Origin of the sequence: Enterobacter cloacae complex sp. BZL2005 (assembly GCF_049238885.1) — a bacterium.
GTDB lineage: Bacteria > Pseudomonadota > Gammaproteobacteria > Enterobacterales > Enterobacteriaceae > Enterobacter > Enterobacter roggenkampii.
In genome coordinates, this window is sequence record NZ_JBMKGI010000010.1 from 63,493 (window position 1) to 89,350 (window position 25,858).

At 57.4% G+C, this 25,858-nt stretch carries 19 protein-coding genes; 6 read left to right on the forward strand and 13 right to left on the reverse strand.

The annotated features are described in order from the left end of the window. Positions 1–7 precede the first annotated feature (7 nt). On the reverse strand, positions 8–2,401 hold the full coding sequence (malP, locus tag ACOTXI_RS16725; protein ID WP_045353292.1) for a maltodextrin phosphorylase: 2,394 nt from the start codon (positions 2,399–2,401) through the stop codon (positions 8–10). 587 nt (positions 2,402–2,988) lie between these two features. Between malP and malT the strand changes: the two genes are divergently transcribed. Beyond that, the gene (gene malT, locus ACOTXI_RS16730; protein WP_008503059.1) at positions 2,989–5,694 is read left to right on the forward strand and encodes an HTH-type transcriptional regulator MalT; all 2,706 of its coding nucleotides are present in this window, start codon (positions 2,989–2,991) and stop codon (positions 5,692–5,694) included. A gap of 85 nt (positions 5,695–5,779) precedes the next feature. On the opposite strand, the gene ACOTXI_RS16735 is transcribed toward malT, so the two are convergent. From ACOTXI_RS16735 to glpE, 3 genes are read right to left on the reverse strand one after another with little or no spacing between them, the layout of a single operon-like run. Continuing rightward, positions 5,780–6,538: a DeoR/GlpR family transcriptional regulator gene (locus ACOTXI_RS16735; RefSeq protein ID WP_008503060.1), complete on the reverse strand. Its 759-nt coding sequence runs from the start codon at positions 6,536–6,538 to the stop codon at positions 5,780–5,782. Between the two features lie 16 nt (positions 6,539–6,554). Beyond that, complete coding sequence (gene glpG, locus ACOTXI_RS16740; protein ID WP_058654964.1) at positions 6,555–7,385, reverse strand: rhomboid family intramembrane serine protease GlpG; 831 nt, start codon at positions 7,383–7,385, stop codon at positions 6,555–6,557. Positions 7,386–7,432: 47 nt separating this feature from the next. Beyond that, a complete protein-coding gene (glpE, locus tag ACOTXI_RS16745) occupies positions 7,433–7,765 on the reverse strand; it encodes a thiosulfate sulfurtransferase GlpE (RefSeq protein ID WP_058654965.1) in 333 nt (110 codons plus the stop codon). Between the two features lie 188 nt (positions 7,766–7,953). Between glpE and glpD the strand changes: the two genes are divergently transcribed. Continuing rightward, the gene (gene glpD, locus ACOTXI_RS16750; RefSeq protein ID WP_058654966.1) at positions 7,954–9,462 is read left to right on the forward strand and encodes a glycerol-3-phosphate dehydrogenase; all 1,509 of its coding nucleotides are present in this window, start codon (positions 7,954–7,956) and stop codon (positions 9,460–9,462) included. Between the two features lie 88 nt (positions 9,463–9,550). Here the strand turns inward: glpD and glgP are convergent, their stop codons facing one another. The 6 genes from glgP to asd all read right to left on the reverse strand — a co-directional run bounded on the left by glgP (position 9,551) and on the right by asd (position 20,271). Then, on the reverse strand, positions 9,551–11,998 hold the full coding sequence (gene glgP / locus ACOTXI_RS16755) for a glycogen phosphorylase (protein WP_008503064.1): 2,448 nt from the start codon (positions 11,996–11,998) through the stop codon (positions 9,551–9,553). An 18-nt stretch (positions 11,999–12,016) separates the two neighbouring features. Then, a complete protein-coding gene (gene glgA / locus ACOTXI_RS16760; RefSeq protein ID WP_008503065.1) occupies positions 12,017–13,450 on the reverse strand; it encodes a glycogen synthase GlgA in 1,434 nt (477 codons plus the stop codon). Beyond that, positions 13,450–14,745: a glucose-1-phosphate adenylyltransferase gene (glgC, locus tag ACOTXI_RS16765; protein WP_058654967.1), complete on the reverse strand. Its 1,296-nt coding sequence runs from the start codon at positions 14,743–14,745 to the stop codon at positions 13,450–13,452. Before glgC ends, glgA begins: the two co-directional genes overlap by 1 nt. Before the next feature lie 17 nt (positions 14,746–14,762). Next, a complete protein-coding gene (gene glgX, locus ACOTXI_RS16770) occupies positions 14,763–16,736 on the reverse strand; it encodes a glycogen debranching protein GlgX (protein WP_023326238.1) in 1,974 nt (657 codons plus the stop codon). Continuing rightward, complete coding sequence (gene glgB / locus ACOTXI_RS16775) at positions 16,733–18,919, reverse strand: 1,4-alpha-glucan branching enzyme (protein ID WP_021242180.1); 2,187 nt, start codon at positions 18,917–18,919, stop codon at positions 16,733–16,735. Before glgB ends, glgX begins: the two co-directional genes overlap by 4 nt. Before the next feature lie 248 nt (positions 18,920–19,167). Further along, a complete protein-coding gene (gene asd, locus ACOTXI_RS16780) occupies positions 19,168–20,271 on the reverse strand; it encodes an aspartate-semialdehyde dehydrogenase (protein WP_058654968.1) in 1,104 nt (367 codons plus the stop codon). A gap of 177 nt (positions 20,272–20,448) precedes the next feature. Between asd and yhgN the strand changes: the two genes are divergently transcribed. After that, positions 20,449–21,042, forward strand: coding sequence for an NAAT family transporter YhgN (gene yhgN, locus ACOTXI_RS16785; RefSeq protein WP_003861574.1), 594 nt, complete (start codon positions 20,449–20,451; stop codon positions 21,040–21,042). A 119-nt stretch (positions 21,043–21,161) separates the two neighbouring features. Here the strand turns inward: yhgN and ACOTXI_RS16790 are convergent, their stop codons facing one another. Next, entirely contained in the window at positions 21,162–21,422 is a 261-nt protein-coding gene (locus ACOTXI_RS16790) for a hypothetical protein (protein WP_032635425.1), read from the reverse strand. A gap of 44 nt (positions 21,423–21,466) precedes the next feature. Then, the gene (gene tusA, locus ACOTXI_RS16795; RefSeq protein ID WP_017693840.1) at positions 21,467–21,709 is read right to left on the reverse strand and encodes a sulfurtransferase TusA; all 243 of its coding nucleotides are present in this window, start codon (positions 21,707–21,709) and stop codon (positions 21,467–21,469) included. A gap of 167 nt (positions 21,710–21,876) precedes the next feature. Here tusA and ACOTXI_RS16800 point away from each other — a divergent pair, with 167 nt between their 5' ends. Next, the gene (locus ACOTXI_RS16800; protein ID WP_008503072.1) at positions 21,877–22,542 is read left to right on the forward strand and encodes a 7-cyano-7-deazaguanine/7-aminomethyl-7-deazaguanine transporter; all 666 of its coding nucleotides are present in this window, start codon (positions 21,877–21,879) and stop codon (positions 22,540–22,542) included. 72 nt (positions 22,543–22,614) lie between these two features. Beyond that, complete coding sequence (locus tag ACOTXI_RS16805; protein ID WP_008503073.1) at positions 22,615–23,172, forward strand: DcrB family lipoprotein; 558 nt, start codon at positions 22,615–22,617, stop codon at positions 23,170–23,172. A 4-nt stretch (positions 23,173–23,176) separates the two neighbouring features. Here ACOTXI_RS16805 and ACOTXI_RS16810 read toward each other — a convergent pair whose 3' ends face one another. Next, positions 23,177–24,394 (reverse strand): MFS transporter, encoded by a 1,218-nt coding sequence (locus ACOTXI_RS16810; RefSeq protein WP_058654969.1) that lies wholly within the window; start codon positions 24,392–24,394, stop codon positions 23,177–23,179. 145 nt (positions 24,395–24,539) lie between these two features. Here ACOTXI_RS16810 and ACOTXI_RS16815 point away from each other — a divergent pair, with 145 nt between their 5' ends. Beyond that, a complete protein-coding gene (locus ACOTXI_RS16815; protein WP_008503075.1) occupies positions 24,540–25,589 on the forward strand; it encodes an AI-2E family transporter in 1,050 nt (349 codons plus the stop codon). The last annotated feature ends 269 nt before the right edge of the window (positions 25,590–25,858 follow it).

The window sequence follows — 25,858 nt, forward strand, 5'->3', positions numbered from 1 at the left end:
CGCTTCCTTAGCGTTTTGCCTGCCAGATACGGGCCTGATAATCACGGATTGAGCGGTCAGAGCTGAACATGCCGCAGCGGGCGGTGTTCAGGATGCACGCGCGGGTCCACGCTTCCTGGTCACGGTACAGCACGTCGACCTGTTTTTGCGCTTCAACGTAGGCCGTGAAGTCCGCCATGACCAGATACGGGTCACCGCCGTGTTTGTCCATGCTGTGCAGCATCTGGTCAAACGCGTGCTTGTCGCCGTCGCTGTATTTTCCGCTCTCCAGCTCCTTCAGCACCGCGTCCAGCACTTTGTCTTTCTTACGCCATTTCACCGGGTCGTAGCCTTTGGCCTTGATGGCTTTCACCTCTTCCACGGTGTGGCCGAAGATAAAGATATTCTCTTCGCCCACCTTCTCGGCGATTTCGACGTTCGCCCCGTCCAGCGTGCCGACGGTCAGCGCGCCGTTCAGCGCCAGCTTCATGTTGCCGGTACCGGAGGCTTCTTTTCCTGCGGTTGAGATCTGCTCGGAGATATCCGCCGCCGGGATCAGCATTTCAGCCGCCGAGACGCAGTAATCCGGCAGGAATACCACTTTCAGCTTGTCGCCCACGTTCGGATCGCTGTTGATAGCCTCCGCCACTTTATTGATGGCGAGGATAATGTTTTTCGCCAGGTAGTAGCCCGGTGCCGCCTTCGCGCCGAACAGGAACACGCGCGGCACGCGGTCAGCCTGCGGGTTCTCGCGGATCTCTTTGTACAGCGCCAGAATGTGCAGCAGGTTCAGGTGCTGACGTTTGTACTCGTGCAGGCGTTTGATCTGGATATCGAAAATCGCATTCGGGTTGATCTCAATCCCGGTGCGCGCTTTCACGAACGCCGCCAGGCGAACTTTGTTCTCCAGCTTAATCGCGCGGTACTGTTCGCGGAATTTCGCGTCGTCAGCGTATTTTTCCAGGTTGATGAGCTGGTCCAGATCGTTGGCCCACTCTTTCTTCAGGGTCTTGTCCAGCAGGCCAGCCAGCAGCGGGTTGCACTGCTTGATCCAGCGACGCGGCGTAATGCCGTTGGTCACGTTGTGGAATTTGGTCGGCCACAGCTGGTGGTATTCCGGGAACAGATCTTTGACCACCAGATCCGAGTGCAGCGCCGCCACGCCGTTCACCGCAAAGCCGCTCACTACGCACATGTTCGCCATGCGTACCTGCTTATCGTGAACCACCGCCAGTTTCGCCCAGACCGCTTTGTTGCCCGGCCAGGTTTTATCCACCAGGGTTTTAAACTGGTCGTTAATCTTGTTGATGATCTGCATGTGGCGCGGCAGCAGCGCTTTCACCAGCTTCTCATCCCAGCATTCGAGCGCTTCCGGCATCAGGGTGTGGTTGGTGTAGGCAAAGGTACGGCTGGTGATGGCCCAGGCGTCGTCCCAGCTCAGCTGATGCTCGTCAATCAGCACGCGCAGCAGTTCCGGGATGGCAATGGTCGGGTGCGTGTCGTTGAGCTGAATGACTTCGAAGTCCGGCAGCTGCGCCAGCTTGCGGCCCGCCAGGTGATGGCGACGCAGAATGTCCGCCACGGAGCAGGCGCACTGGAAGTACTGCTGCATCAGGCGCAGCTTTTTACCGGCCAGGTGGTTGTCGTTCGGGTAGAGAACTTTGGTCAGCTTCTCGGCGTCGATGCCCTGCTGCTCGGCACGCAGGAAATCGCCGTCGTTAAATTTGGTCAGGTTAAACGGATGGGCGTGCTTCGCCTGCCACAGACGCAGCGGCTGCGCCACGCCGTTACGGTAGCCAAGCACCGGCAGATCCCAGGCTTCGCCGGTAATGGTGAACGCAGGCTCCCAGAGACCTTGTTTCGTCACTTTCCCGCCAATGCCAACCTGCACGTCCAGCTGCGCGTTATGACGGAACCACGGGTAGGTATTGCGATGCCAGTCGTCCGGCGCTTCCATCTGATGGCCGTCAGCGAAGGACTGACGGAACAGGCCGTACTGGTAGTTCAGACCGTAACCAATCGCCGACTGGCCGACGGTCGCCATGGAGTCAAGGAAACAGGCCGCCAGACGGCCCAGACCACCGTTGCCCAGCGCCGGGTCAATCTCTTCTTCCAGCAGATCGGTCAGGTTAATGTCGTGTTCTTTAAGAACGTCACCAACCTCCTGATACCAGCCGAGGTTCAACAGGTTGTTGCCCGTCAGACGGCCAATCAGGAACTCCATTGAAATGTAGTTTACATGGCGCTGCCCGTTTGCCGGTTTTGCCAGAGGTTGAGCATCCAGCTGCTCTGCGAGCGCACCGCTCACTGCCTGCCACCACTGGTGAGGCGTCATCTCGTTTGCAGCATGAAGGCCAAAACGCTGCCACTGACGCGTCAGGGCAGCCTGGAATTGAGCTTTGTTGAAGGTAGGCTGTGACATAGGGGATCGGCATCCTTTAGAAAGAAAACACAAGTTGGCGCTAGTGTGCCTGGCTCATTTCACCTCTTCCTCCTCCCGTAGGGGATTAGACAGGGAGGAGTAGCGGGGATGAGCAGAAAAGTGTGATCAAGGCCACTCTCAGAGCATAGTTCGAGTGTGCCCGGAAGATAAAAAAGTAACCGAGGAGAATGTCAAAGAAATGAAATGCAGTTTCGGATGAAATTAAACCCTGCCGAAATAATTACTTACCTGGAATAATATTTTTGCAACAGGATGTCATGACCAGGAAAGGTATTATTCTCGCTGAACTTTACCCACCCTTTATTAAATTTGACGTCACTATCCCTTCCTGAAACCAGTTTCAGCGCAGCCGCAGCACAACCATACAAGCCAGCATTGACGCGGCATTAAAGCCCTTTCCAGAAAGTTCCATCATCTGCCTGAATGTTTTGTGACAGAGTGCAAATTCAGAGCCACCAAATCCAGACATAACTTGCAATAGTTCTCTTTCTGACCGACCTTATATCGTATTAATTACGAAGCGCAAAAAAATAAAATCTCTCGTTCCCCACAGTGAAGTGAAACCTATGTTGATTCCGTCTAAATTAAGTCGCCCGGTTCGTCTTGACCATACAGTGGTCCGCGAGCGTCTGTTGGCTAAACTTTCCGGCGCGCATAATTTCCGACTGGCGCTGGTTACGAGCCCTGCAGGTTATGGAAAAACAACGCTCATCTCGCAATGGGCCGCAGGTAAGAGCGATCTTGGCTGGTACTCCCTTGATGAGGGCGATAACCAGCAAGAACGTTTTGCCAGCTATCTGATTGCCGCCATACAGCAAGCCACCCATGGACACTGCGTCGCCAGTGAGGTGATGGTGCAAAAGCGCCAGTACGCCAGCCTGTCCTCCCTTTTCTCTCAGCTGTTTATCGAACTGGCTGAATGGCATCGCCCGCTTTACGTGGTGATTGATGATTACCATCTCATCACTAACCCGGTGATTCATGAATCGATGCGTTTCTTCCTGCGCCATCAGCCGGAAAACCTGACGTTAGTGGTGCTGTCACGCAACCTGCCGCAGTTGGGTATTGCCAACCTGCGCGTGCGCGATCAGCTTCTGGAAGTGGGTAGCCAACAGCTTGCTTTTACCCACCAGGAAGCGAAACAGTTCTTCGACTGCCGCCTGAACTCACCGATTGAGGCCGCCGAAAGCAGCCGTCTGTGTGATGACGTCGCAGGCTGGGCCACGGCGCTGCAGCTGATTGCCCTCTCTGCCCGGCAAAACAACAGTCCGGCACACCAGTCAGCGCGCCGTCTGGCCGGCATCAACGCCAGCCACCTCTCTGATTACCTGGTGGATGAGGTGCTGGACAGCGTCGATCCCTCGACGCGTAATTTCCTGCTGAAAAGCTCGCTGCTGCGCTCCATGAACGATGCGCTGATCGTGCGGGTAACGGGCTGTGAAAACGGTCAGCTTCAGCTCGAAGAGATTGAACGTCAGGGCCTTTTCCTGACGCGCATGGACGATCCCGGCGAGTGGTTTAGCTATCATCCGCTGTTTGGTAGCTTCCTGCGCCAGCGCTGTCAGTGGGAGCTGGCGGTTGAACTGCCGGAGATCCACCGCGCCGCTGCCGAAAGCTGGATGGCACAGGGCTTCCCGAGCGAGGCCATCCACCATGCGCTGGCCGCCGGTGATGCCAGTATGCTGCGCGATATCCTCCTCAATCACGCGTGGGGCCTGTTTAACCACAGCGAGCTGACCCTGCTGGAAGAGTCACTCAAAGCCCTGCCGTGGGAAAGCCTGCTGGAGAATCCGCGTCTGGTGCTGCTGCAGGCCTGGCTGATGCAGAGCCAGCATCGCTACAGCGAAGTGAACACCCTGCTGGCGCGTGCCGAGCAGGAGATGGAAAGCGAGATGGATACCACCCTGCACGGCGAGTTCAACGCGTTGCGCGCTCAGGTGGCCATTAACGACGGCGATCCGGACGAAGCGGAACGGCTGGCGATGGTCGCGCTGGATGAACTGCCGCTGGCCAATTTCTACAGCCGCATCGTGGCGACCTCCGTACACGGCGAAGTGCTTCACTGCAAAGGCGATCTCACGCGCTCGCTTTCACTGATGCAGCAAACCGAACAGATGGCGCGTCGTCATGATGTCTGGCACTACGCGCTGTGGAGCCTGATCCAGCAGAGCGAGATTTTATTCGCGCAGGGGTTCCTGCAGGCCGCCTGGGAAAACCAGGAGAAAGCGTTCCAGCTGATTCGCGAGCAGCATCTGGAACAGCTGCCGATGCACGAGTTCCTGCTGCGTATTCGCGCTCAATTACTGTGGGCATGGTCGCGTCTGGATGAAGCAGAAAGCTGCGCCCGCCAGGGTGTGGATGTTCTTTCCAGTTTCCAGCCTCAGCAGCAGCTGCAGTGCCTGGCGCTGCTGGTGCAGTGCTCGCTGGCGCGCGGCGATCTCGATAACGCCCGCAACCATCTTAACCGCCTGGAAAACCTGCTCGGCAACGGCCAGTATCATAGCGACTGGGTGTCAAACGCCGACAAGGTCCGGGTGATTTACTGGCAGATGACCGGCGATAAAAAATCCGCCGCCAACTGGCTGCGTCAGACGCCAAAACCGGAATTTGCCAACAACCACTTCCTGCAGAGCCAGTGGCGCAACATTGCCCGCGCGCAGATCCTGCTCGGTGAATTAGAGCCCGCAGAGATTGTGCTGGAAGAGCTGAACGAAAACGCGCGCAGCCTGCGCCTGATGAGCGACCTGAACCGCAACCTGCTGCTGCAAAATCAGCTCTACTGGCAGGCGGGCCGTAAAAACGATGCCCAGCGCGTGCTGCTGGAGGCGCTACAGCTGGCTAACCGCACCGGGTTTATCAGCCACTTTGTGATTGAAGGGGAAGTGATGGCCCAGCAGCTGCGTCAGCTTATTCAGCTCAACACGCTGCCGGAGCTGGATCAGCATCGCGCCCAGCGCATTCTGCGCGAGATTAACCAGCATCATCGCCACAAGTTTGCGCATTTCGATGAGAACTTCGTTGAACGTCTGCTAAACCACCCTGAAGTGCCGGAGCTTATCCGCACCAGTCCGCTTACCCAGCGCGAATGGCAGGTTCTGGGGCTGATCTATTCAGGCTACAGCAACGAGCAGATTGCCGGCGAGCTGGCGGTGGCGGCGACCACCATCAAAACGCATATCCGCAACCTGTACCAGAAGCTGGGCGTGGCGCATCGACAGGATGCGGTGCAGCATGCGCAGCAGCTGTTGAAGATGATGGGGTACGGCGTTTAGTTTTGTGCGGTCTGATGCCCTCTCCCACAGGGAGAGGGAAAACAATTTGTAGGTCGGGTAAGCGCAGCGCCACCCGACACAACCGCTAGCACAATTCCAGCTGCAAATTATTATCTTTAATCACCTGCATCACGCCCGCCGGCGGCATCACGTCGGTATAGACCGCATCCACCATGCTGATGCTGCCCATGTTCACCATCGCGTTACGGCCAAACTTCGAGTGATCCACCACCAGCATCACGTGGCGTGAGTTTTCAATGATCGCGCGCTTGGTGCGCACCTCGTGGTAATCAAACTCCAGCAGCGAACCGTCGCTGTCGATGCCGCTGATGCCCAGAATGCCGAAGTCGAGGCGGAACTGAGAGATAAAGTCGAGGGTCGCTTCACCGATAATCCCGCCGTCGCGGCTGCGTAGCTCGCCGCCCGCGAGGATGATGCGGAAATCGTCTTTTTGCATCAGGGTATTGGCGACGTTCAGGTTGTTGGTGACCACGCGCAGGTTCTCGTGATCCAGCAGCGCATGGGCGACCGCTTCCGGCGTGGTGCCGATATCAATAAACAGCGTCGCCCCGTTCGGGATCTGGCTGGCGACCTTGCGGGCAATGCGCTCTTTCTCCGCCGTCTGCGTCGCTTTTCGGTCGTGCCAGGAGGTGTTGACCGAGCTGGACGGCAGCGCCGCGCCGCCGTGGTGGCGAAGGATGCGGTTCTGATCGGCCAGGTCGTTCAGGTCACGACGGATGGTTTGTGGGCTGACGGCAAACTGCTCCACCAGCTCTTCGGTGCTGACGTATCCCTGTTTTTTTACCAGTTCGATAATGGCGTCATGACGTTGTGTTTGTTTCATCAATTATCCCTGAGAATTATGTTCGTTTTCGCGCATGGAGCGTGTCGGCAAAGGCCATCGCCAGCCCCACGACCAGCCCGGCGACGTGCGCACCGTTGGCGATAGACATACCAAACAGATCAAACCATCCGGCAATTAGCCATATTAACGCAAAGGTTATCAATCCGCGTTGCAGATAGATGCCGCTTTGCGGATCGCGCTCCCCGCGAAGCCAGACGTAGCCCATCAGGGCATAGACGACACCCGACAGCCCGCCAAACCACGGGCCGCTGAACTTGTGCTGTACGTAGCCGCTCAGCAGGGCGCTGATAAGGGTGATAACGATCAGCTTGCCGCTGCCCAGACGCTTTTCAACGGCACCGCCGAGATACCACCACCAGAGCAGGTTAAAGAGGATATGCATCACCGAGAAGTGCATCAGCGCGTGGCTAAAGTAGCGCCAGACGTCAAACTCAAGAGACGGGTCATAGGGCCAAGCCAGGGCAATCATCACGCTCTGGTCGCCGACCACGTTCATGATAATGAAGACAATGATGCAGGCCGCCATCAGCAGCAGCGTAAACGGGCCCGCGCGCTCGCGAATGGTGGCGAGGAAGGGAAAGCGGCTGTAGTGCAATCCGCTGCCGGTCTGGCCGGATTGCCAGCTGGCCGCCAGATAGCGCGGGTCGCCAGGGTTCTCAAGAAAACGCGCCAGCTCCTCGTTTACCCGCCCGGCCTGGCTCTCATCGGCCAGCCAGACGTCGGTCTGCGTATGTTGCTGAATAGTCAGAATAACGCCCTGCGTCGCCATATAGTCGACAAACGCCTGGGCGACGCGCGGGTTGGTAAAAGAGGTGATCATCAACATGGGCAGCGGTCGCTTATTTCCACACAAAAGGGGACAGTATAGCGGGATCAGCGCTCAAACGCGTATTCCACTTCCGCCGGGAAATGACGATGCCAGGCATCGAAACCGCCGTCGATGCTGTAAACCGCGTCGTAACCCTGCTGAAGCAGATACTGCGCCGCGCCTTTGCTGCTGTTGCCGTGGTAGCACATGACCATCACCGGCGTGTCGAAGTCGTTATCGCGCATAAACGCGCCCAGCGTGTCGTTGGTAAGATGAAACGCGCCCGGCGTATGGCCCATCGCAAAACTCTGCGGATCGCGGATGTCCACCAGCACCGCTTTTCCCTGGTGCATCTTCTGGTGGGCTTCTTCTACGTTAATACATTCAAACTGATCCATGGTGTTCTCTTAACAGTGGTCAACGACAAGATTTTACCCCGTAGTGTACGTCCTGGCGGCGGGTAAACGCCATTATGTTATCCATATCACTCTAAATTGTTTTTTTGATGTTACCAAAAGCGCGTTCCTTTGCTATTATGAGCGATATCGAACATTTCTGAGCTTTAACGAAAGTGCATGAGGGTGTTATGGAAACCAAAGATCTGATTGTGATAGGCGGTGGCATCAACGGTGCCGGTATTGCGGTCGATGCCGCAGGACGCGGTTTATCCGTACTGATGCTGGAAGCTAACGATCTCGCCTGCGCGACGTCGTCCGCCAGCTCCAAACTGATTCACGGTGGCCTGCGCTACCTGGAACACTACGAATTCCGCCTGGTCAGCGAAGCGCTGGCCGAACGTGAAGTGCTGCTGAAAATGGCCCCGCATCTGGCGATTCCGATGCGCTTCCGCCTGCCCCATCGCCCGCATCTGCGTCCGGCGTGGATGATCCGCATTGGTCTGTTTATGTACGATCATCTGGGTAAACGCACCAGCCTCCCGGGTTCGAAAGGGTTGCGTTTTGGCTCAGAATCGGTCCTTAAGCCAGAAATCGTGCGCGGATTCGAATATTCCGACTGCTGGGTGGACGATGCCCGCCTGGTGCTGGCGAACGCGCAGATGGTTGAGAAGAAAGGCGGCGAGGTGAAAACCCGCACCCGCGCGACCGCTGCCCGTCGTGAAAACGGCCTGTGGGTTGTCGAGGCGGAAGATATCGATACCGGCGAGAAGTTCAGCTGGAAAGCGCGCGGCCTGGTGAACGCCACCGGCCCGTGGGTGAAGCAGTTCTTTGACGACGGCATGCATCTGCCCTCCCCGTACGGCATCCGCCTGATAAAGGGCAGCCACATTGTGGTGCCGCGCGTGCATACTCAGAAGCAGGCCTACATTCTGCAGAACGAAGACAAGCGCATCGTGTTTGTGATCCCGTGGATGGACGAATTCTCGATCATCGGTACCACCGACGTGGAGTACAAAGGCGATCCGAAGAACGTCGAGATCGACGAGAGCGAAGTGAACTACCTGCTCAAAGTGTATAACGCGCACTTTAAGAAACAGCTGTCGCGCGACGACGTGGTCTGGACCTACTCCGGCGTGCGTCCGCTGTGCGATGACGAGTCTGACTCACCGCAGGCCATCACCCGCGACTATACGCTCGATATTCACGACGTAGACGGTCAGGCGCCGCTGCTGTCCGTGTTTGGCGGCAAGCTCACCACCTACCGCAAGCTGGCCGAGCACGCGCTGGAAAAACTGGCGCCGTACTACAAAGGCATTGGCCCGGCATGGACCAAAGGCGCGGTACTGCCCGGCGGTGATATCGGCGATAACCGCGATGATTACGCCGCGAAGCTGCGCCGTCGCTTCCCGTTCATCACCGAAGGGATGGCGCGCCACTATGCCCGCACCTACGGCAGCAATACCGAGCTGATCCTGGGTGATGCAAAAGAGATTGCCGATCTGGGCGAGCATTTCGGTCACGAGCTGTACGAAGCCGAGCTGCGTTATCTGGTTGAGCACGAGTGGGTGCGTCGTCTGGATGATGCTATCTGGCGCCGTACCAAAGAAGGGATGTGGCTCAACGCCGAACAGCAGTCTCGCGTGGCGCAGTGGTTGCTGCAACATGCGGCGAAACGCGAGCTGTCGCTGGCGTCTTGATGCAAAAAAACGCCCGGTGGCGCTACGCTTACCGGGCCTACGGGATCAAGTAGGCCGGGTAAGGCGAAGCCGCCACCCGGCTTTGTTTTTACAACCTCACCGGATCAATATGCCAGATCGTCTCGGCATACTCCTTGATGGTCCTGTCTGACGAGAAATAGCCCATATTGGCGATGTTGTACATCGCGGCGCTGGTCCACTTCTCAGGCTGGCGATACAGTTCGTCCACCTTATCCTGACAGTCGACGTAGCTGCGGTAATCCGCCAGCACCTGATAGTGATCGCCAAAGTTAATCAGCGAATCCACCAGATCGCGGTAGCGGCTCGGTTCATCAGGGCTAAACACGCCGGTTGCAATCTGCGTCAGCACCTGACGCAACTCTTCATCCTCTTCGTAATACTGACGCGGCGAGTAGCCTTTCCTGCGCAGCGCCTCTACCTCTTCCGTCGTATTACCGAAGATAAAGATATTCTCTTCGCCCACGTGCTCCAGCATCTCGACGTTCGCCCCGTCCAGCGTGCCGATGGTCAGCGCGCCGTTAAGGGCAAACTTCATGTTACTGGTGCCGGATGCTTCCGTACCCGCCGTAGAAATCTGCTCAGAGAGATCCGCCGCCGGGATGATCAGCTGCGCCAGGCTGACGCTGTAGTTCGGAATGAACACCACCTTCAGCTTGTCGCCAATATCCGGATCCTGGTTAACCACCTTCGCTACATCGTTGATGAGATGAATTATGTGCTTCGCCATGTAGTAGGCCGACGCCGCCTTACCGGCGAAGATCTTCACGCGCGGCACCCATTCGGCCGTCGGGTCGGCCTTAATGCGGTTGTAATGGGTGATCACGTGCAGCACGTTCATCAGCTGACGCTTGTATTCGTGGATGCGTTTGATCTGAACGTCGAACAGCGCTTTCGGGTTTGCCACCACGTTCAGGTGCATCGCCAGCCAGACCGCCAGACGCTTTTTGTTCAGCAGCTTGGCTTCGCGCACGGCTTTGTTCACCGTCGGGAAATCAATATGCTGTTCCAGCTCGCTCAGCTGGCTCAAATCGGTACGCCAGGTGCGGCCGATATTCTCGTCCAGCACCTCAGAGAGCGGCTGGTTGGCCAGCGCCAGCCAGCGGCGCGGGGTGACGCCGTTGGTCACGTTGCAGAACCGCGTCGGGAAGATCTTCGCGAAGTCCGCAAACAGCGACTGCACCATCAGGTTCGAGTGGAGCTCGGACACGCCGTTGACCTTGTGGCTGATGACAACCGCCAGCCAGGCCATGCGCACGCGGCGGCCGTTCGACTCATCAATGATGGACGCGCGGCTCAGCAGGCCGGTATCGTTTGGATACTGCTCCTGCAGCGTCTTGAGGAAGTAGTCGTTAATCTCAAAGATAATCTGCAGATGGCGCGGCAGGATTTTGCCAAGCATGTCCACCGGCCACGTCTCCAGCGCTTCGCTCATCAGCGTGTGGTTGGTGTACGAGAACACCTGGCAGGTCACCTCAAAGGCGTCGTCCCAGCTGAACTTATGCTCGTCGATCAGCAGGCGCATCAGCTCCGGAATAGAGAGCACCGGGTGGGTGTCATTAAGGTGGATTGCGGTTTTCTCCGCCAGGTTGGCGTAGGTTTTGTGCAGCTGATGGTGGCGGCTGAGGATATCCTGAATGGTCGCCGAAACGAGGAAATACTCCTGACGCAGGCGCAGCTCGCGGCCTGAGTAGGTCGAGTCATCCGGGTACAACACGCGGGACACGTTCTCGGAGTGGTTTTTATCCTCCACCGCCGCGAAGTAGTCACCCTGGTTAAATTTACCGAGGTTAATTTCGCTACTGGCCTGGGCACTCCACAGGCGCAGCGTGTTGGTGGCATCGGTGTCGTAGCCGGGGATAATCTGGTCGTAGGCCACGGCCAGGATCTCTTCCGTTTCCACCCAGCGGGATTTTTTTCCTTCCTGCTGAATACGCCCGCCAAAGCGCACCTTGTAGCGCGTGTTGTGGCGCTTGAACTCCCACGGGTTGCCGTACTCCAGCCAGTAGTCCGGGGACTCTTTCTGGCGCCCGTCGACGATGTTTTGCTTGAACATGCCGTAATCGTAGCGAATACCGTAGCCGCGGCCCGGCAGCGCCAGCGTCGCCAGCGAGTCGAGGAAGCAGGCGGCAAGACGTCCCAGACCGCCGTTACCGAGGCCCGGGTCGTTCTCTTCGTCGATCAGTTCTTCTAAATCTAACCCCATCTCTTCCAGTGCGGTTTTGACGTCGTCATAAATACCGAGCGACAACAGCGCATTGGACAGCGTGCGGCCAATCAAAAATTCCATCGACAGATAGTAAACCTGACGCGTCTCCTGCGAGAGCTGGGCGCGGTTTGAGCGCAGCCAGCGTTCAACTAAGCGGTCGCGCACCGCAAACAGGGTGGCGTTCAGCCACTCGTGCTTGTTGGCAATAACCGGATCTTTCCCGATGGTGAACATCAGCTTGTAGGCGATGGAGTGCTTTAACGCCTCAACGCTGAGCGTGGGTGAAGAGTAGCTAAATGGAGCGTTCATATCAGTAACTTCGCCTCGTTACATCAAGCGTTGATAGAGATCGCGGTATGACTGCGCCGCAACGTGCCAGCTAAAGTCCATGGACATCGCCTGGCGTTGGACGTAGCGCCACAGCGATGGACGGGACCACAAGACGAAAGCACGCCGAATCGCCCGAAGCAGCGACCAGGCATTACTGTCCTCAAAGACAAACCCGCTGGCGATACCGTCCGCCAGGTTTTCAAGTGAGCTATCCGATACCGTATCCGCCAGCCCGCCCGTGCGGCGCACCAGCGGCAGGGTGCCGTATTTCAGGCCGTAAAGCTGCGTCAGGCCGCAGGGTTCGAAACGGCTCGGCACCAGGATGACGTCCGCGCCGCCCATAATGCGGTGCGAAAATGCCTCGTGGTAGCCAATCTGTACGCCCACCTGCCCCGGATGTTCCGCGGCGGCGGCAAGGAAACCTTCCTGCAATACCGGGTCGCCCGCGCCGAGCAGCGCCAGCTGCCCGCCCTGCTCCAGTAAACCGGGCAGCGCCTCCAGCACCAGATCCAGCCCTTTCTGGCTGGTCAGGCGGCTTACGACGGCGAACAGCGGCACTTTGTCGTTAACCTTCAGGCCCATCGCAATCTGCAGCTGGCGTTTGTTTTCCGCTTTGTCCTCCACGGAATCACGGCCGTAGCGCGCCGCCAGCAGGAGATCGGTTTCCGGGCTCCAGATCTGTTCATCCACGCCGTTCAGAATGCCCGACAGGCGGCCTTCGCGGTGGCGCTGCTGCAGCAACCCTTCCATGCCGTAGCCAAACGCCGGCTGGGTGATCTCACGCGCGTAGGTTGGGCTCACCGCCGTGATGTGATCGGCGTAGTACAGCCCCGCCTTCAGGAACGAGATCTGTCCGTTAAACTCCAGACCGTGCATGTTAAAGAACGACCATGGCAGATCGATGTCATTCATGTGATGGGCGTAGTACATCCCCTGATAGGCCAGGTTATGCACGGTAAAGACCGATTTCGCCGGGTGGCCGCGCGCGGCGAGATACGCCGGGGCAAGCCCGGCATGCCAGTCGTGCGCATGCACCACATCCGGACGCCAGAACGGATCCAGCCCCGTCGCCATTTCTGCTCCAACCCAGCCGAGGAGCGCAAAGCGCAGCACGTTGTCGGTATAGGCGAACAGGTTCGTATCGTGATACGGGCTACCCGGGCGATCGTATAAATGCGGCGCGTCGATCAGGTAAATCCCTACGCCATTGTAATGTCCAAACAGCAGGGTAATGCGTCCGGCAAACGTTTCACGGCGGGTCACCACTTTTGCATCAGGTATACCGCGCCGGATATCCGGAAAGGCGGGCAGCAGGACTCGGGTATCCACGCCTCCGGCGATTTGCGCCGCCGGTAATGCGCCAAGCACATCTGCCAGACCGCCCGTTTTTAATAACGGGAACATCTCAGAACATACGTGTAAAACCTGCATCATCGCTCCTGTTTGATTTGCAGCTTCCGCAACATTTCCCGTGTGACTAACACGATCCCCTCTTCCGAACGGTAGAAACGACGCGCGTCTTCTTCCGCATTCTCCCCAATGACCATCCCTTCAGGGATGACGCAGGCACGGTCGATCACGCAACGACGCAGACGACACGAGCGCCCTACCCAGACGTCCGGCAATAAGACTGCCGAATCGATATTACAGAATGAATTTATCCGCACGCGCGGGAACAGCACCGACTGCACCACGACCGAACCGGAGATGATGCACCCGCCGGACACCAGCGAGTTCAGCGTCATGCCGTGGCTGCCGGAGCGGTCCTGCACGAATTTGGCTGGCGGCAGCGACTCCATATGGGTACGAATCGGCCAGTTCTGGTCGTACATATCCAGTTCAGGCGTGACCGATGCCAGATCGAGGTTCGCTTTCCAGTACGCTTCCAGCGTGCCCACATCGCGCCAGTACGGTTCCGCATTCGGGTCGGACTGCACGCAGGACAGCGGGAAAGGATGTGCATACGCCATGCCAGCTTTGGTGATTTTCGGAATGATGTCTTTACCGAAGTCGTGGCTTGAGTTTTCGTCTTTGTCGTCTTCTTCCAGCAGCTCATAAAGATAATCTGCGTCAAAGACATAGATCCCCATGCTGGCGAGCGATTTGGTGTCATCGCCCGGCATGGTTGGCGGGTTCGCCGGTTTTTCAACGAAGTCGATAATTTTGTCGTCGGCATCCACGTGCATGACGCCAAACGCCGTCGCTTCAGCAACGGGCACAGGCAGACACGCCACGGTGCAGCGCGCCCCTTTTTCGACGTGGTCGATGAGCATGTGGGAGTAATCTTGCTTGTAAATGTGGTCCCCGGCGAGGATCACAATGTATTCCGCGTTATAGCGACGAATGATGTCGAGGTTCTGGGTCACCGCATCCGCTGTCCCGCGATACCAGTTCTCGCCGTGAACGCGCTGCTGCGCAGGAAGGAGATCGACAAATTCGTTCATCTCTTCGCTGAAGAATGACCAGCCGCGCTGAATATGCTGCACCAGGGTGTGCGACTGGTACTGCGTGATGACGCCAATGCGGCGAATGCCCGAGTTCAGGCAGTTGGAGAGCGCAAAGTCGATAATACGGAACTTACCACCAAAGTGAACGGCCGGCTTGGCGCGCTTGATGGTCAAATCTTTCAGACGGGTACCACGCCCGCCCGCAAGTATCAGGGCAACCGTTTTTAATGGTAGCTGGCGTGACAACATTAAGGGATCGTTCTTCTCTAATCTAACCATGACTAACTCCTTTTTTATCATCTTTGGAATACGCACACTCCGTGCGCAGGCCCGTGCCAGACAGCCATTACTACCGGATTATCCGCTCCGGCAAAGGGGGGAACGGCTCGCCACTCCCCGTCAGGTAAAACAATCTCTGCGACGTCATCCGTCGCGTTCAGCGTGACCAGCCATTTATCCGACAGCAGGATTTGCAGGCGTGGTACGCCGTGTTGCCACTCTTGCGCGCTTAACGGTTGCGCGTCTTTATTCAGCCAGCGAACGTTGCCGTCACCCTCTTCCCACCAGCTGTTGGCGGTCAGCGCGGGGATCTGCTGGCGAAGATGGATCAGCGCAGCGGTAAAATGAATCAGGCCGCTGTTGGCTTCACCCCAGTCGAGCCAGGTTAAGGTGTTGTCCTGGCAATAGGCGTTGTTGTTACCGTGCTGGCTGTGACCATGCTCGTCGCCTGCCAGCAGCATCGGCGTGCCCTGCGACAGTAAAAGCGTTGTCAGCAGCGCATGAACGCTGGCGCGTCGCCGCTCTATCACATCCAGACTTCCGCCTAACCCTTCTATACCATGATTAAAGCTATGGTTATTGTTAGTGCCATCGCGATTCTCTTCGCCGTTCGCCTCATTGTGTTTCTGATTGAAACAAACGCAGTCCCTGAGCGTAAAACCGTCGTGCGCCGTCAACAGATTAACGGTGGCCGACGGGCGTTTGCCGTCGCGCTTAAAGAGATCGCTCGACGCGGCAAAGCGCCCGGCAAATTCCCCCAGCGACAGGTTCCGCTCCAGCCAGAAGCGGCGTACGGCGTCGCGGTAGTGGTCGTTCCACTCGGCAAACAGCGGCGGGAAATTCCCGACCTGATAACCGCCTTCACCAATGTCCCACGGCTCGGCAATCAGCTTCACCTGCGAGAGCACCGGACAGTTTTTTATCGCCTCAAACAATGGCGCCTGCTGGCTGAACGCCGGCGTGCGTCCCATGACGGGCGCCAGGTCGAAACGAAAACCGTCGACGTGGAACGTCTCCACCCAGTATTTCAGGCATTCATACGCAAAATGCGTAACCGCCGGATGGCTGAGATTGAGCGTGTTACCGCAGCCGGTCCAGTTCTCATAATCGCCATCGTGCCTGATCCAATAATAGCTACGGTTATCAATTCCGCGCATGGAGAGCGTCGGGCCGTCGAGATCGCTTTCTGCGCTGTGGTTCAGCACCACGTCCAGAATGACCTCAATGCCCGCCGCGTGGAGCGCCTTCACCGCATCGCGGAACTCGTCCCGCGCCTTTTCCGGATGGACGGCATAGCGCGGCTCGAGCGCGAACATCGCCAGCGGGTTATAGCCCCAGTAGTTGCTCAGCCCCAGCCGCTGCAGACGCGGCTCGCTGGCAAAATGGGCGACGGGGAGCAGTTCCAGGGCGGTGATGCCGAGGTGTTTCAGGTAGGCGATCATGGTGGGATGCCCGAGCGCCTTGTAGGTGCCGCGCATCTCTTTGGGGATCGACGGATGCAGGTACGTCAGCCCTTTGACGTGGGCTTCATAAATAACGGTCTTGCCCCACGGCGTCTGCGGCGGGGCATCGTCTTCCCAGTCATAAAGATCGTTCACCACCACGCTTTTTGGCGCGACGGGCGCGCTGTCGCGGTGGTCGGGCTCGCCGTAGCCCACGTGGAAGAGCGGGTCATCTTTAAATTCGCCGTCCACGCGGTGCGCGCACGGGTCAATCAGCAGCTTCGCCGGGTTAAACCAGTGCCCCTGCGCGGGATCCCACGGACCGTGAACGCGAAAGCCATAGTGCATACCGGGCCGTCCTCCGGCCAGGTAGCCGTGCCAGGTATCCCCCGTGCGCGCGGGTAAATCGTAACGGTGCTCGTTACCTTCCCCGTCAAACACGCACAGTTCAACCCGCTCGGCGTGAGCGGAAAAGAGGGTGAAGTTCACCCCTTTTCCGTCAAAATGCGCCCCGAGCGGTTCGGGTTTACCTGCCGTAAGCTGCGTCATTCGCCCTCCCGCATTAGCCAGATGGTGCCAAGCGGCGGCAGCGTCAGGCTCAGGGAGTTGGGTCGCCCGTGGCTTTCAATGGCGTCGCTCTGTACCAGCCCACCGTTACCAGCGTTGCTGCCGTGGTAGTGCATCGAGTCGGTATTCAGAATTTCGCGCCATTTGCCCGGCTGGTTAATGCCGAAGCGGTAATGTTCGCGCGGCACCGGCGTAAAGTTGCTGGCGACGATGATCTCGTTACCCGCTTTGTCACGACGCACAAAGACAAACACCGAGCGCTCGTGGTCGTCCACCACCAGCCATTCAAAGCCGTACGGATCGAAGTCGAGTTCGTGCAGCGCTTTGTGGTGGCGATAGGTCAGGTTCAGATCGCGCACCAGACGCTGCACGCCGTGGTGCCAGTTGTCGCCGCCTTCCAGCAGATGCCAGTCGAGGCTGGCGTCGTGGTTCCACTCGCGACCCTGGGCGAACTCATTGCCCATGAACAGCAGTTTCTTGCCCGGGAAGGCAAACATCCAGCCGTAATAGGCGCGCAGGTTGGCAAACTTCTGCCACGCGTCGCCCGGCATGCGGTCGAGAATCGATTTTTTACCGTGTACCACCTCATCGTGCGACAGCGGCAGCATGAAGTTTTCGGTGTAGTTGTAGAGCATCCCGAACGTCAGCTTGTCGTGATGATACTTACGGTGAACCGGATCCAGCTTCATGTAGTCGAGCGTGTCGTGCATCCAGCCCAGGTTCCATTTATACCAGAACCCCAGGCCGCCTGATGACGGCGGACGGGAGACGCCCGCAAAGTCGGTGGACTCTTCCGCCATGGTCACGGCACCGTCCACCTGCTCGCCGATAATGCGGTTGGTATTACGCAGGAATTCAATGGCTTCCAGGTTTTCGCGGCCGCCAAACTCGTTCGGGATCCACTCCCCCTCTTTGCGGCTGTAGTCGCGGTAGATCATTGACGCCACCGCATCCACGCGCAGGGCGTCAATGCCAAACCGCTCGATCCAGTACAGGGCATTCCCGACCAGGTAGTTCGACACTTCACGGCGACCGTAGTTGTAGATCAGCGTGTTCCAGTCCTGGTGATAGCCCTCGCGCGGATCGCTATGCTCGTACAGCTTCGTGCCGTCAAACTCTGCCAGCGCAAAATCATCCGCCGGGAAATGGCCCGGCACCCAGTCGAGGATCACGTTCAGCCCGGCGGCGTGCGCGGCATCAATGAAATAGCGGAAGTCGTCGCGGGTGCCGAAGCGGCGGGTCGGCGCATACAGCCCGGTGGGCTGATAGCCCCAGCTGCCGTCGAACGGATGCTCGTTGACCGGCAGCAGCTCAAGGTGGGTAAAGCCCATCCATTTGGCGTATGGCACCAGCTGGTCGGCAAGCTCCCGGTAACTCAGCCAGAAGTTGTTATCGGTATGGCGGCGCCAGGAGCCGAGATGGACTTCATAGACGGATATTGGCGCATCAAAACGGTTGGCCTGTTTACGCTCCTCCGTCTGGACGACCTTCTCCGGCAGGCCGCAGATCAGCGACGCGGTATCCGGGCGCATCTGCGCTTCGAAGGCATACGGGTCGGCTTTAATGCGCAGCTTGCCGTGGGCGTCGATCATCTCGAATTTATAAAGCTGCCCGTGGTGTGCCCCGGGGATAAACAGCTCCCAGATGCCGGTTTCCCGACGCAGGCGCATCGGGTGACGGCGGCCGTCCCAGTAGTTGAACTGGCCGACAACGGAGACGCGCTGGGCATTGGGCGCCCACACGGAGAACCGCGTGCCGGTGATGCCGTCCATGGTATCGGCATGGGCGCCCAGCGTTTCATAAGGACGCAGATGGGTCCCCTCGGAGAGCAGCCAGGCATCCATCTCTTTAAGCAGAGGGCCGAAGCTGTAGGGATCGTCAATCAGGTTTTGCTGACCGTGCCAGAGAACGGCGAGCTGATAGCGAAAAGGGTTTTTACGACGGGGCATCACGCCCGAGAAGAAGCCACGGGAATCGAGGCATTCAAGGTTACCGACTTTGCGGCCGGTTTTGGGTTCAATCACCCAAACTTCTGTGGCATCCGGCAACAGGGCACGAACTTCCAGGCCTGCCTCAGTACGGTGCATCCCAAGCACAGAAAAGGGGTCAGCGAAATGACCCGCAATAAGCGCATTAATCACGTCTCTATCCACACGATCGGACATGGTATTCATCCTGTTTTTATGTCGTCCTTTTTAAGCGCTCCGGGACGACTTTTAATGTGACCTGAACGGGACAGCACAAAAATGTGCATCCATTCTGCTCCGTTCGAACCTCAGGTAAGAAATGACTCTTCCTTAAAGCATAGCCAACGCTCTAAATGACTCCTGATAAAAAATAAGACATACGCGTGTTACTCCATGTAGTACGCAAAAAAAAGGGGTGAAAATCACCCCCGGTATTTAACAAATTATTACGCCAGCTGGCGCAGCATGCGGCGCAGCGGCTCAGCGGCGCCCCACAGGAGCTGGTCACCAACGGTGAACGCGGAGAGATACTCCGGCCCCATGTTCAGCTTACGCAGACGGCCAACCGGCGTGGTCAGCGTGCCGGTCACCGCTGCAGGGGTCAGCTCGCGCATGGTGATATCGCGATCGTTTGGCACCACTTTCGCCCACGGGTTGTGCGCGGCCAGCAGCTCTTCCACGGTCGGAATAGACACATCTTTTTTCAGTTTAATAGTGAAAGCCTGGCTGTGGCAGCGCAGCGCGCCGATACGCACGCACAGACCGTCAACCGGAATGGTGTTCGCGGTATTGAGGATTTTGTTGGTCTCGGCCTGGCCTTTCCACTCTTCGCGGGTCTGGCCGTTATCCAGCTGCTTGTCGATCCACGGGATCAGGCCGCCGGCCAGCGGTACGCCAAAGTTATCCACCGGCAGCTCGCCGCTGCGGGTCAGCTCGGTCACTTTACGCTCGATATCGAGAATAGCCGACGCCGGGTTTGCCAGCTCGGTCGCGACGCTCTGGTGCAGCTGGCCCATCTGGGTCAGCAGCTCGCGCATGTGACGCGCGCCGCCGCCGGACGCCGCCTGGTAGGTCGCCACGGAGACCCACTCCACCAGATCCTGCGCGAACAGGCCGCCGAGGGACATCAGCATCAGGCTGACGGTGCAGTTACCGCCAACAAAGGTTTTTACGCCGTTGTTCAGGCCATCGGCGATCACGCCCTGGTTAACCGGGTCGAGAATGATGATGGCATCGTCTTTCATGCGCAGCGAAGAGGCCGCGTCAATCCAGTAGCCCTGCCAGCCGCTTTCACGCAGCTTTGGATAGATTTCGTTGGTATAATCGCCGCCCTGGCAGGTCACAATAATGTCGAGTGCCTTCAGCGCTTCCAGATCGTAAGCATCCTGCAACGTGCCTGTGGTACCACCAAAGGACGGAGCAGCCTGGCCGAGCTGGGAAGTGGAGAAGAAGACCGGGCGGATAGCGTCGAAATCGTGCTCTTCAACCATGCGTTGCATGAGTACAGAGCCGACCATACCGCGCCAGCCGATAAAACCAACGTTTTTCATAGCATTTTTTTCCTGCTGAGGGTGTGTGCTGATTGTGCAAGCCAGTATTGAACTGGGATATGCTTCACATTACAAAATGCTGCCAAAGTCGCAAGCGAAATTAATCGATGATTGCCCGGCAATCAGAAATACAGCTAATTATCATAATAACCTTAGAGAGTTTCAGGGATAATTTACATGAGTGAAATCATTTCCGCCGCGGTTTTATTGATCCTGATAATGGATCCCCTGGGTAACCTGCCGATCTTCATGTCGGTGTTGAAGCACACCGAGCCGAAGCGCCGCCGGGCGATCATGATCCGCGAGCTGCTCATCGCCCTGCTGGTGATGTTTATCTTCCTGTTTGCGGGTGAAAAAATCCTCGCCTTCCTGAACCTGCGCGCTGAAACCGTGTCGATTTCCGGTGGGATTATTCTGTTCCTGATTGCGATTAAGATGATTTTCCCGAGCGCGGAAGGCAGCAGCAGCGGCCTGCCTGCGGGTGAAGAGCCGTTTATTGTGCCGCTGGCGATCCCGCTCGTCGCGGGGCCAACCATTCTGGCGACGCTGATGCTGCTGTCGCACCAGTATCCGAACCAGATGAGCCATCTGGTCATTGCCCTGCTGATTGCCTGGGGCGGGACGTTTATCATCCTGCTGCAGTCGTCCCTGTTCCTGCGCCTGCTGGGCGAAAAAGGGGTAAACGCGCTGGAGCGCCTGATGGGGCTCATTCTGGTGATGATGGCAACGCAGATGTTCCTGGATGGGATCCGGGCGTGGATGAAAGGCTGACGTTCTCCCTCTCCCTGTGGGAGAGGCCGTATTCTTGCCGGGTGGCGGCTTCGCCTTACCCGGCCTACAACGGCTCTAGTCCCGTAGGTCGGGTAAGCGTTAGCGCCACCCGACTTTTTTCACAGTGGCAAGATGCCTTCATTTGTACGCAACCAGCGCGGTGCTTTCAACATACCGCTATACAGCCCAACTAAGCCTTGCAACAAATCTCCAGCCACTCTTTCATCACTCTCTGAAAGTGAACAAGCCAACAGCAACTGCGTTAATAGCGGGCAATAGCTTCCCAACTGATCAACTTCCGGTTCGAAGGCAGGGACGTCCAGAGGCAGGTCATCTACCGTTAAACTCGCTTTTAAATATTCAGGAACAGGTTCAAGCATGGGTGCGGCCTGATACCCTCAACCTACCCCCAAATAAGTGAGGGCTACCCCTTACGAATCAAATACCGGTACGGCAGCGTTTCCGTCTGCTGCGCCACCAGCTCATGCTCCATAAAGGTACAAAAACCGGGAATGTCGCGCGTGGTGGCAGGGTCGTCGGCAACGATCAGCAGCGTTTCACCGGTCTGCATGTTGCGCACGGTTTTACGTACCATCATTACCGGTTCCGGGCAGCGAAGGCCCTGGGCATCAAGAGTGTGGTCTGGGCTGGAAAACAGGTCGGTCATGATCTTCTCGGTCAGGTAAAAACGGCTGTAGTTTACGCCCCGTTGCGGTCAATGCAAACCAGGTTAACGATTGCGTAAAAACTAACCATTGCAATGTCCCGCCAAAGCAGTATCATGCTGCGGTTTTTATTGGGTTCCCTCACCCCAACGTATAAAAAGGTCACAATATGACGCAGTTTTCTGAATCACAGCGCGTAAAAGCGTTGTTCTGGCTTTCGCTTTTCCATTTGCTGGTGATCACCTCCAGCAACTATCTGGTGCAGCTCCCTATCTCCATCTTTGGTTTTCATACCACCTGGGGTGCGTTCAGTTTTCCGTTTATTTTCCTCGCCACCGATCTGACCGTGCGTATTTTTGGCGCACCGCTGGCTCGCCGCATTATTTTTGCGGTCATGCTCCCGGCGCTGTTCATCTCGTACGGGGTTTCGTCCCTGTTTTATATGGGAAGCTGGCAGGGCTTTGAGGCGTTAACCCACTTCAACCTGTTTGTCGCCCGTATCGCCGCAGCAAGCTTTATGGCCTACGCGCTGGGGCAGATTCTGGACGTGCACGTGTTTAACCGCCTGCGTCAGAATCATCGCTGGTGGATGGCACCCACCGCCTCCACGCTGTTCGGTAACGTGAGCGATACGCTGGCCTTCTTCTTCATCGCCTTCTGGCGTAGCCCGGATGCGTTCATGGCCGAACACTGGATGGAAATCGCGCTGGTGGACTACTGCTTCAAGGTGCTCATCAGCATTGTCTTCTTCCTGCCCATGTACGGCGTGCTGCTGAATATGCTGCTGAAAAGGCTGGCAGATAAATCTGAAATCACGGCATTGCAGGCTGGTTAAGGGTTCGCTTTATCAGTTGTGATAAGATGAGCGAATGAGCCGTTATGGCCGTTTATCGAAAGGAAGAAGTCAATGCGCAATCTGGTTAAATATGTCGGGATTGGCCTGCTGGTTGTGGGTCTTGCAGCCTGTGATAACAGCGACACGAAAACGCCTGCTCAGGGCGCATCCGCAGAGAGCAATGCGACCGGCCAGCCGGTGAATCTGATGGATGGCAAACTCAGCTTCTCTCTGCCAGCCGATATGACTGACCAGAGCGGCAAGCTGGGCACTCAGGCGAACAATATGCACGTTTACTCCGACGCAACCGGGCAGAAAGCGGTCATTGTGATTGTGGGCGACGACACCAGCGAAGATCTGGCGGTCCTGTCCAAACGTCTGGAAGATCAGCAGCGCGGCCGCGACCCGCAGCTGCAGGTCGTGACCAACAAATCCATCGAGCTGAAAGGCCATAAGCTGCAGCAGCTGGACAGCATCATCTCTGCGAAAGGCCAGACCGCGTACTCCTCTGTCGTGCTGGGCAAGGTCGATAACAAACTCCTGACCCTGCAGATCACCCTGCCAGCGGAAGATCAGCAGAAAGCGCAGACGGCTGCTGAAAACATCATTAACACCATCGTAATCCAGTAACGTTTCACGATGATGACGTGGCCTCCGGTGCCTGCACCGGGGGCCATTTTTTTAGCCGCCACGTCAGCAGCAATGCCATCATGACCAGACCCGCCGCGGCAAGATAGATCACCGGTACCCCCGCCCGGGCCATTACCAGCCCTGCCAGCGGCCCGGTAATGCCCAACGACATATCCATAAATACCGTATAGGTCGCCAGCGCCGCCCCCTGGTTCTGCTGCGGCACCGCTTTCACCGCGACCACGCCCAGCGCCGGGAAGACCAGTGAAAAACCGGCTCCCGCGAGAAATACGCCCATTTTCGCCATCCAGGGCGCGCTGGCTACGCCGGTCAACAGCAGCCCGACAATCTCTACCGCAAAGCAGATCGTCGCCACGTTCAGCCCGCCCAGACGGTTGATGCCGTTAGGGAAAAGCAGGCGCGCCCCAACAAACGCACAGCTAAACAGGGTTAACGCAAAGGCCGCGCCGTCCCAGCCTTTGGCGTCATAGAACAGGGTAATGAAGGTGGCGATGACCCCGAAGCCGGTGGTCGCCAGCGCCAGCGCCATCCCGTATGGCCAGACCCGCCCGAGCACCGCCCGGAACGGCAGCGGCTTGCCCTTGCTGGCCTTCACTTTCGGGCGCGGCAGCGCAAACAGAATCGCCACAAGCGCGACCGCCATAATGGTGAGCGACAGTCCATACAGCCCGCCAAACGCATAGCAGGCCACGCCGAGCGGCGCACCGAGCGCCATCGCGCCGTAGGTGACAATCCCGTTCCAGGAGATCACCCGACCAATGTGTGGTGTCCCGACAACCCCCACGCCCCAGAGCGTCGAGCCGGTTCCCGCCAGGCTTTGCCCAATGCCGAGGATGACGCGGCCCAGGCAGAGCAGCGCCAGGCTGACCAGCGGCCAGTGGCTGGCTGAGGCAGCCAGCAGGTAGCTCAGACCACTGAGGAAGCAGCCGCACAATCCCACCACCACGATGCTTTTTGGACCGAACGTGTCCGCGTAGCGCCCGGCATGCGGGCGGCTCAGGAGCGTGGCGAAATACTGCAGGCTAATCACCAGCCCCGCCCAGAAGGCACTGAAGCCCATGACGTCATGGACATAGCCCGGCAGAACCGCCAGCGGCAGGCCGATGGTGAGATAGCTGGCAAAGTTAAAAATCACAACGGAAACGATGCGCAGATTGAGGCGCAGTCCGCTCAGTGCCGGTTCAGCGGCAGGTTCGGGCATGGGGTTCTACCTGGATTTTTTACAACAGTGTTTCACTATTACCACGCCCCAATAAGAAAATCAGCAGCGACTTTCAGATTAACGGTGCCAGACGAAGCGAGGCCCGGGCACTACACTTACCGGGTCATCACATTAAGGAACGCGCATGATCGCTAACCCGTCCGACAAAGCAGGACTCCACATCTTATTAAAACTCGCCTGTCTGGTGGTTATCCTTGCGGGTATCCATGCGGCCGCCGACATCATAGTTCAGCTCCTGCTGGCGCTCTTCTTTGCCATTGTGCTTAATCCTCTGGTCACCTGGTTTCTGCGCCGGGGCGTTAGCCGCCCGGTAGCCATCACTATCGTCGTCATCGTGATGCTGATTGCCCTGACGGCGCTCTTCGGCGTGCTGGCGGCCTCGCTGAGTGAATTCTCCACCATGCTGCCGCAGTACAACAAAGAGCTGACGCGTAAGATCGTCGCACTCCAGGAGATGGTGCCTTTCCTTAATCTGCATATCTCACCCGAACGGATGCTGCGCAGGATGGACTCCGAGAAGGTCATGACCTACGCCACCACCTTGATGACGGGGCTTTCCGGCGCGATGGCCAGCATTCTGCTGCTGGTCATGACGGTGGTGTTTATGCTGTTTGAAGTCCGCCACGTCCCGTATAAGCTGCGCTTTGCACTGAATAACCCACAAATTCACATTGCTGGCTTACACCGGGCGCTGAAGGGCGTCTCTAAATATCTGGCGCTGAAAACGCTGCTGAGCGTCTGGACCGGGATCATCGTCTGGCTGGGGCTGATGCTGATGAACGTGCAGTTCGCGCTGATGTGGGGCGTGCTGGCGTTTCTGCTGAACTACGTGCCCAACATTGGCGCGGTGCTTTCCGCCGTGCCGCCAATGATTCAGGCGTTTCTGTTTAACGGTTTCTACGAATGTATGCTGGTCGGCGCGTTATTCCTCGTCGTGCATATGGTGCTGGGCAATATTCTCGAACCGCGCATGATGGGGCACCGGCTCGGCATGTCGACGCTGGTCGTCTTTTTATCCTTACTGGTTTGGGGATGGCTGCTGGGCCCGGTCGGTATGCTGCTCTCGGTCCCCCTGACCAGCGTGTGTAAGATCTGGATGGAGACCACCAAAGGCGGCAGCAAGCTGGCCATTTTGCTCGGGCCGGGAAGGCCGAAAAGCCGGTTGCCCGGGTAGCTGACCTACCTTTATAGGTAGGTTTAAACCGCCAATAATCCGCCTTAAATTACCGCGTTCATAACCTGTCGCGGTATTTTTATTTGCGTTAAGGAAATATTAATTCTGTTTTTGTTTACGTCAGTCGCATTACGTTGAAACGCAAATCATGATTTAACGCAAATTAAAAAAAATGAAATTGTTAATTATTTTCCATGTTATTATGCCCGCCTTCGCGTCAACGTAATGCAAACCTTAATATTGATTAAAAAAACATCTGGCACAAAAGA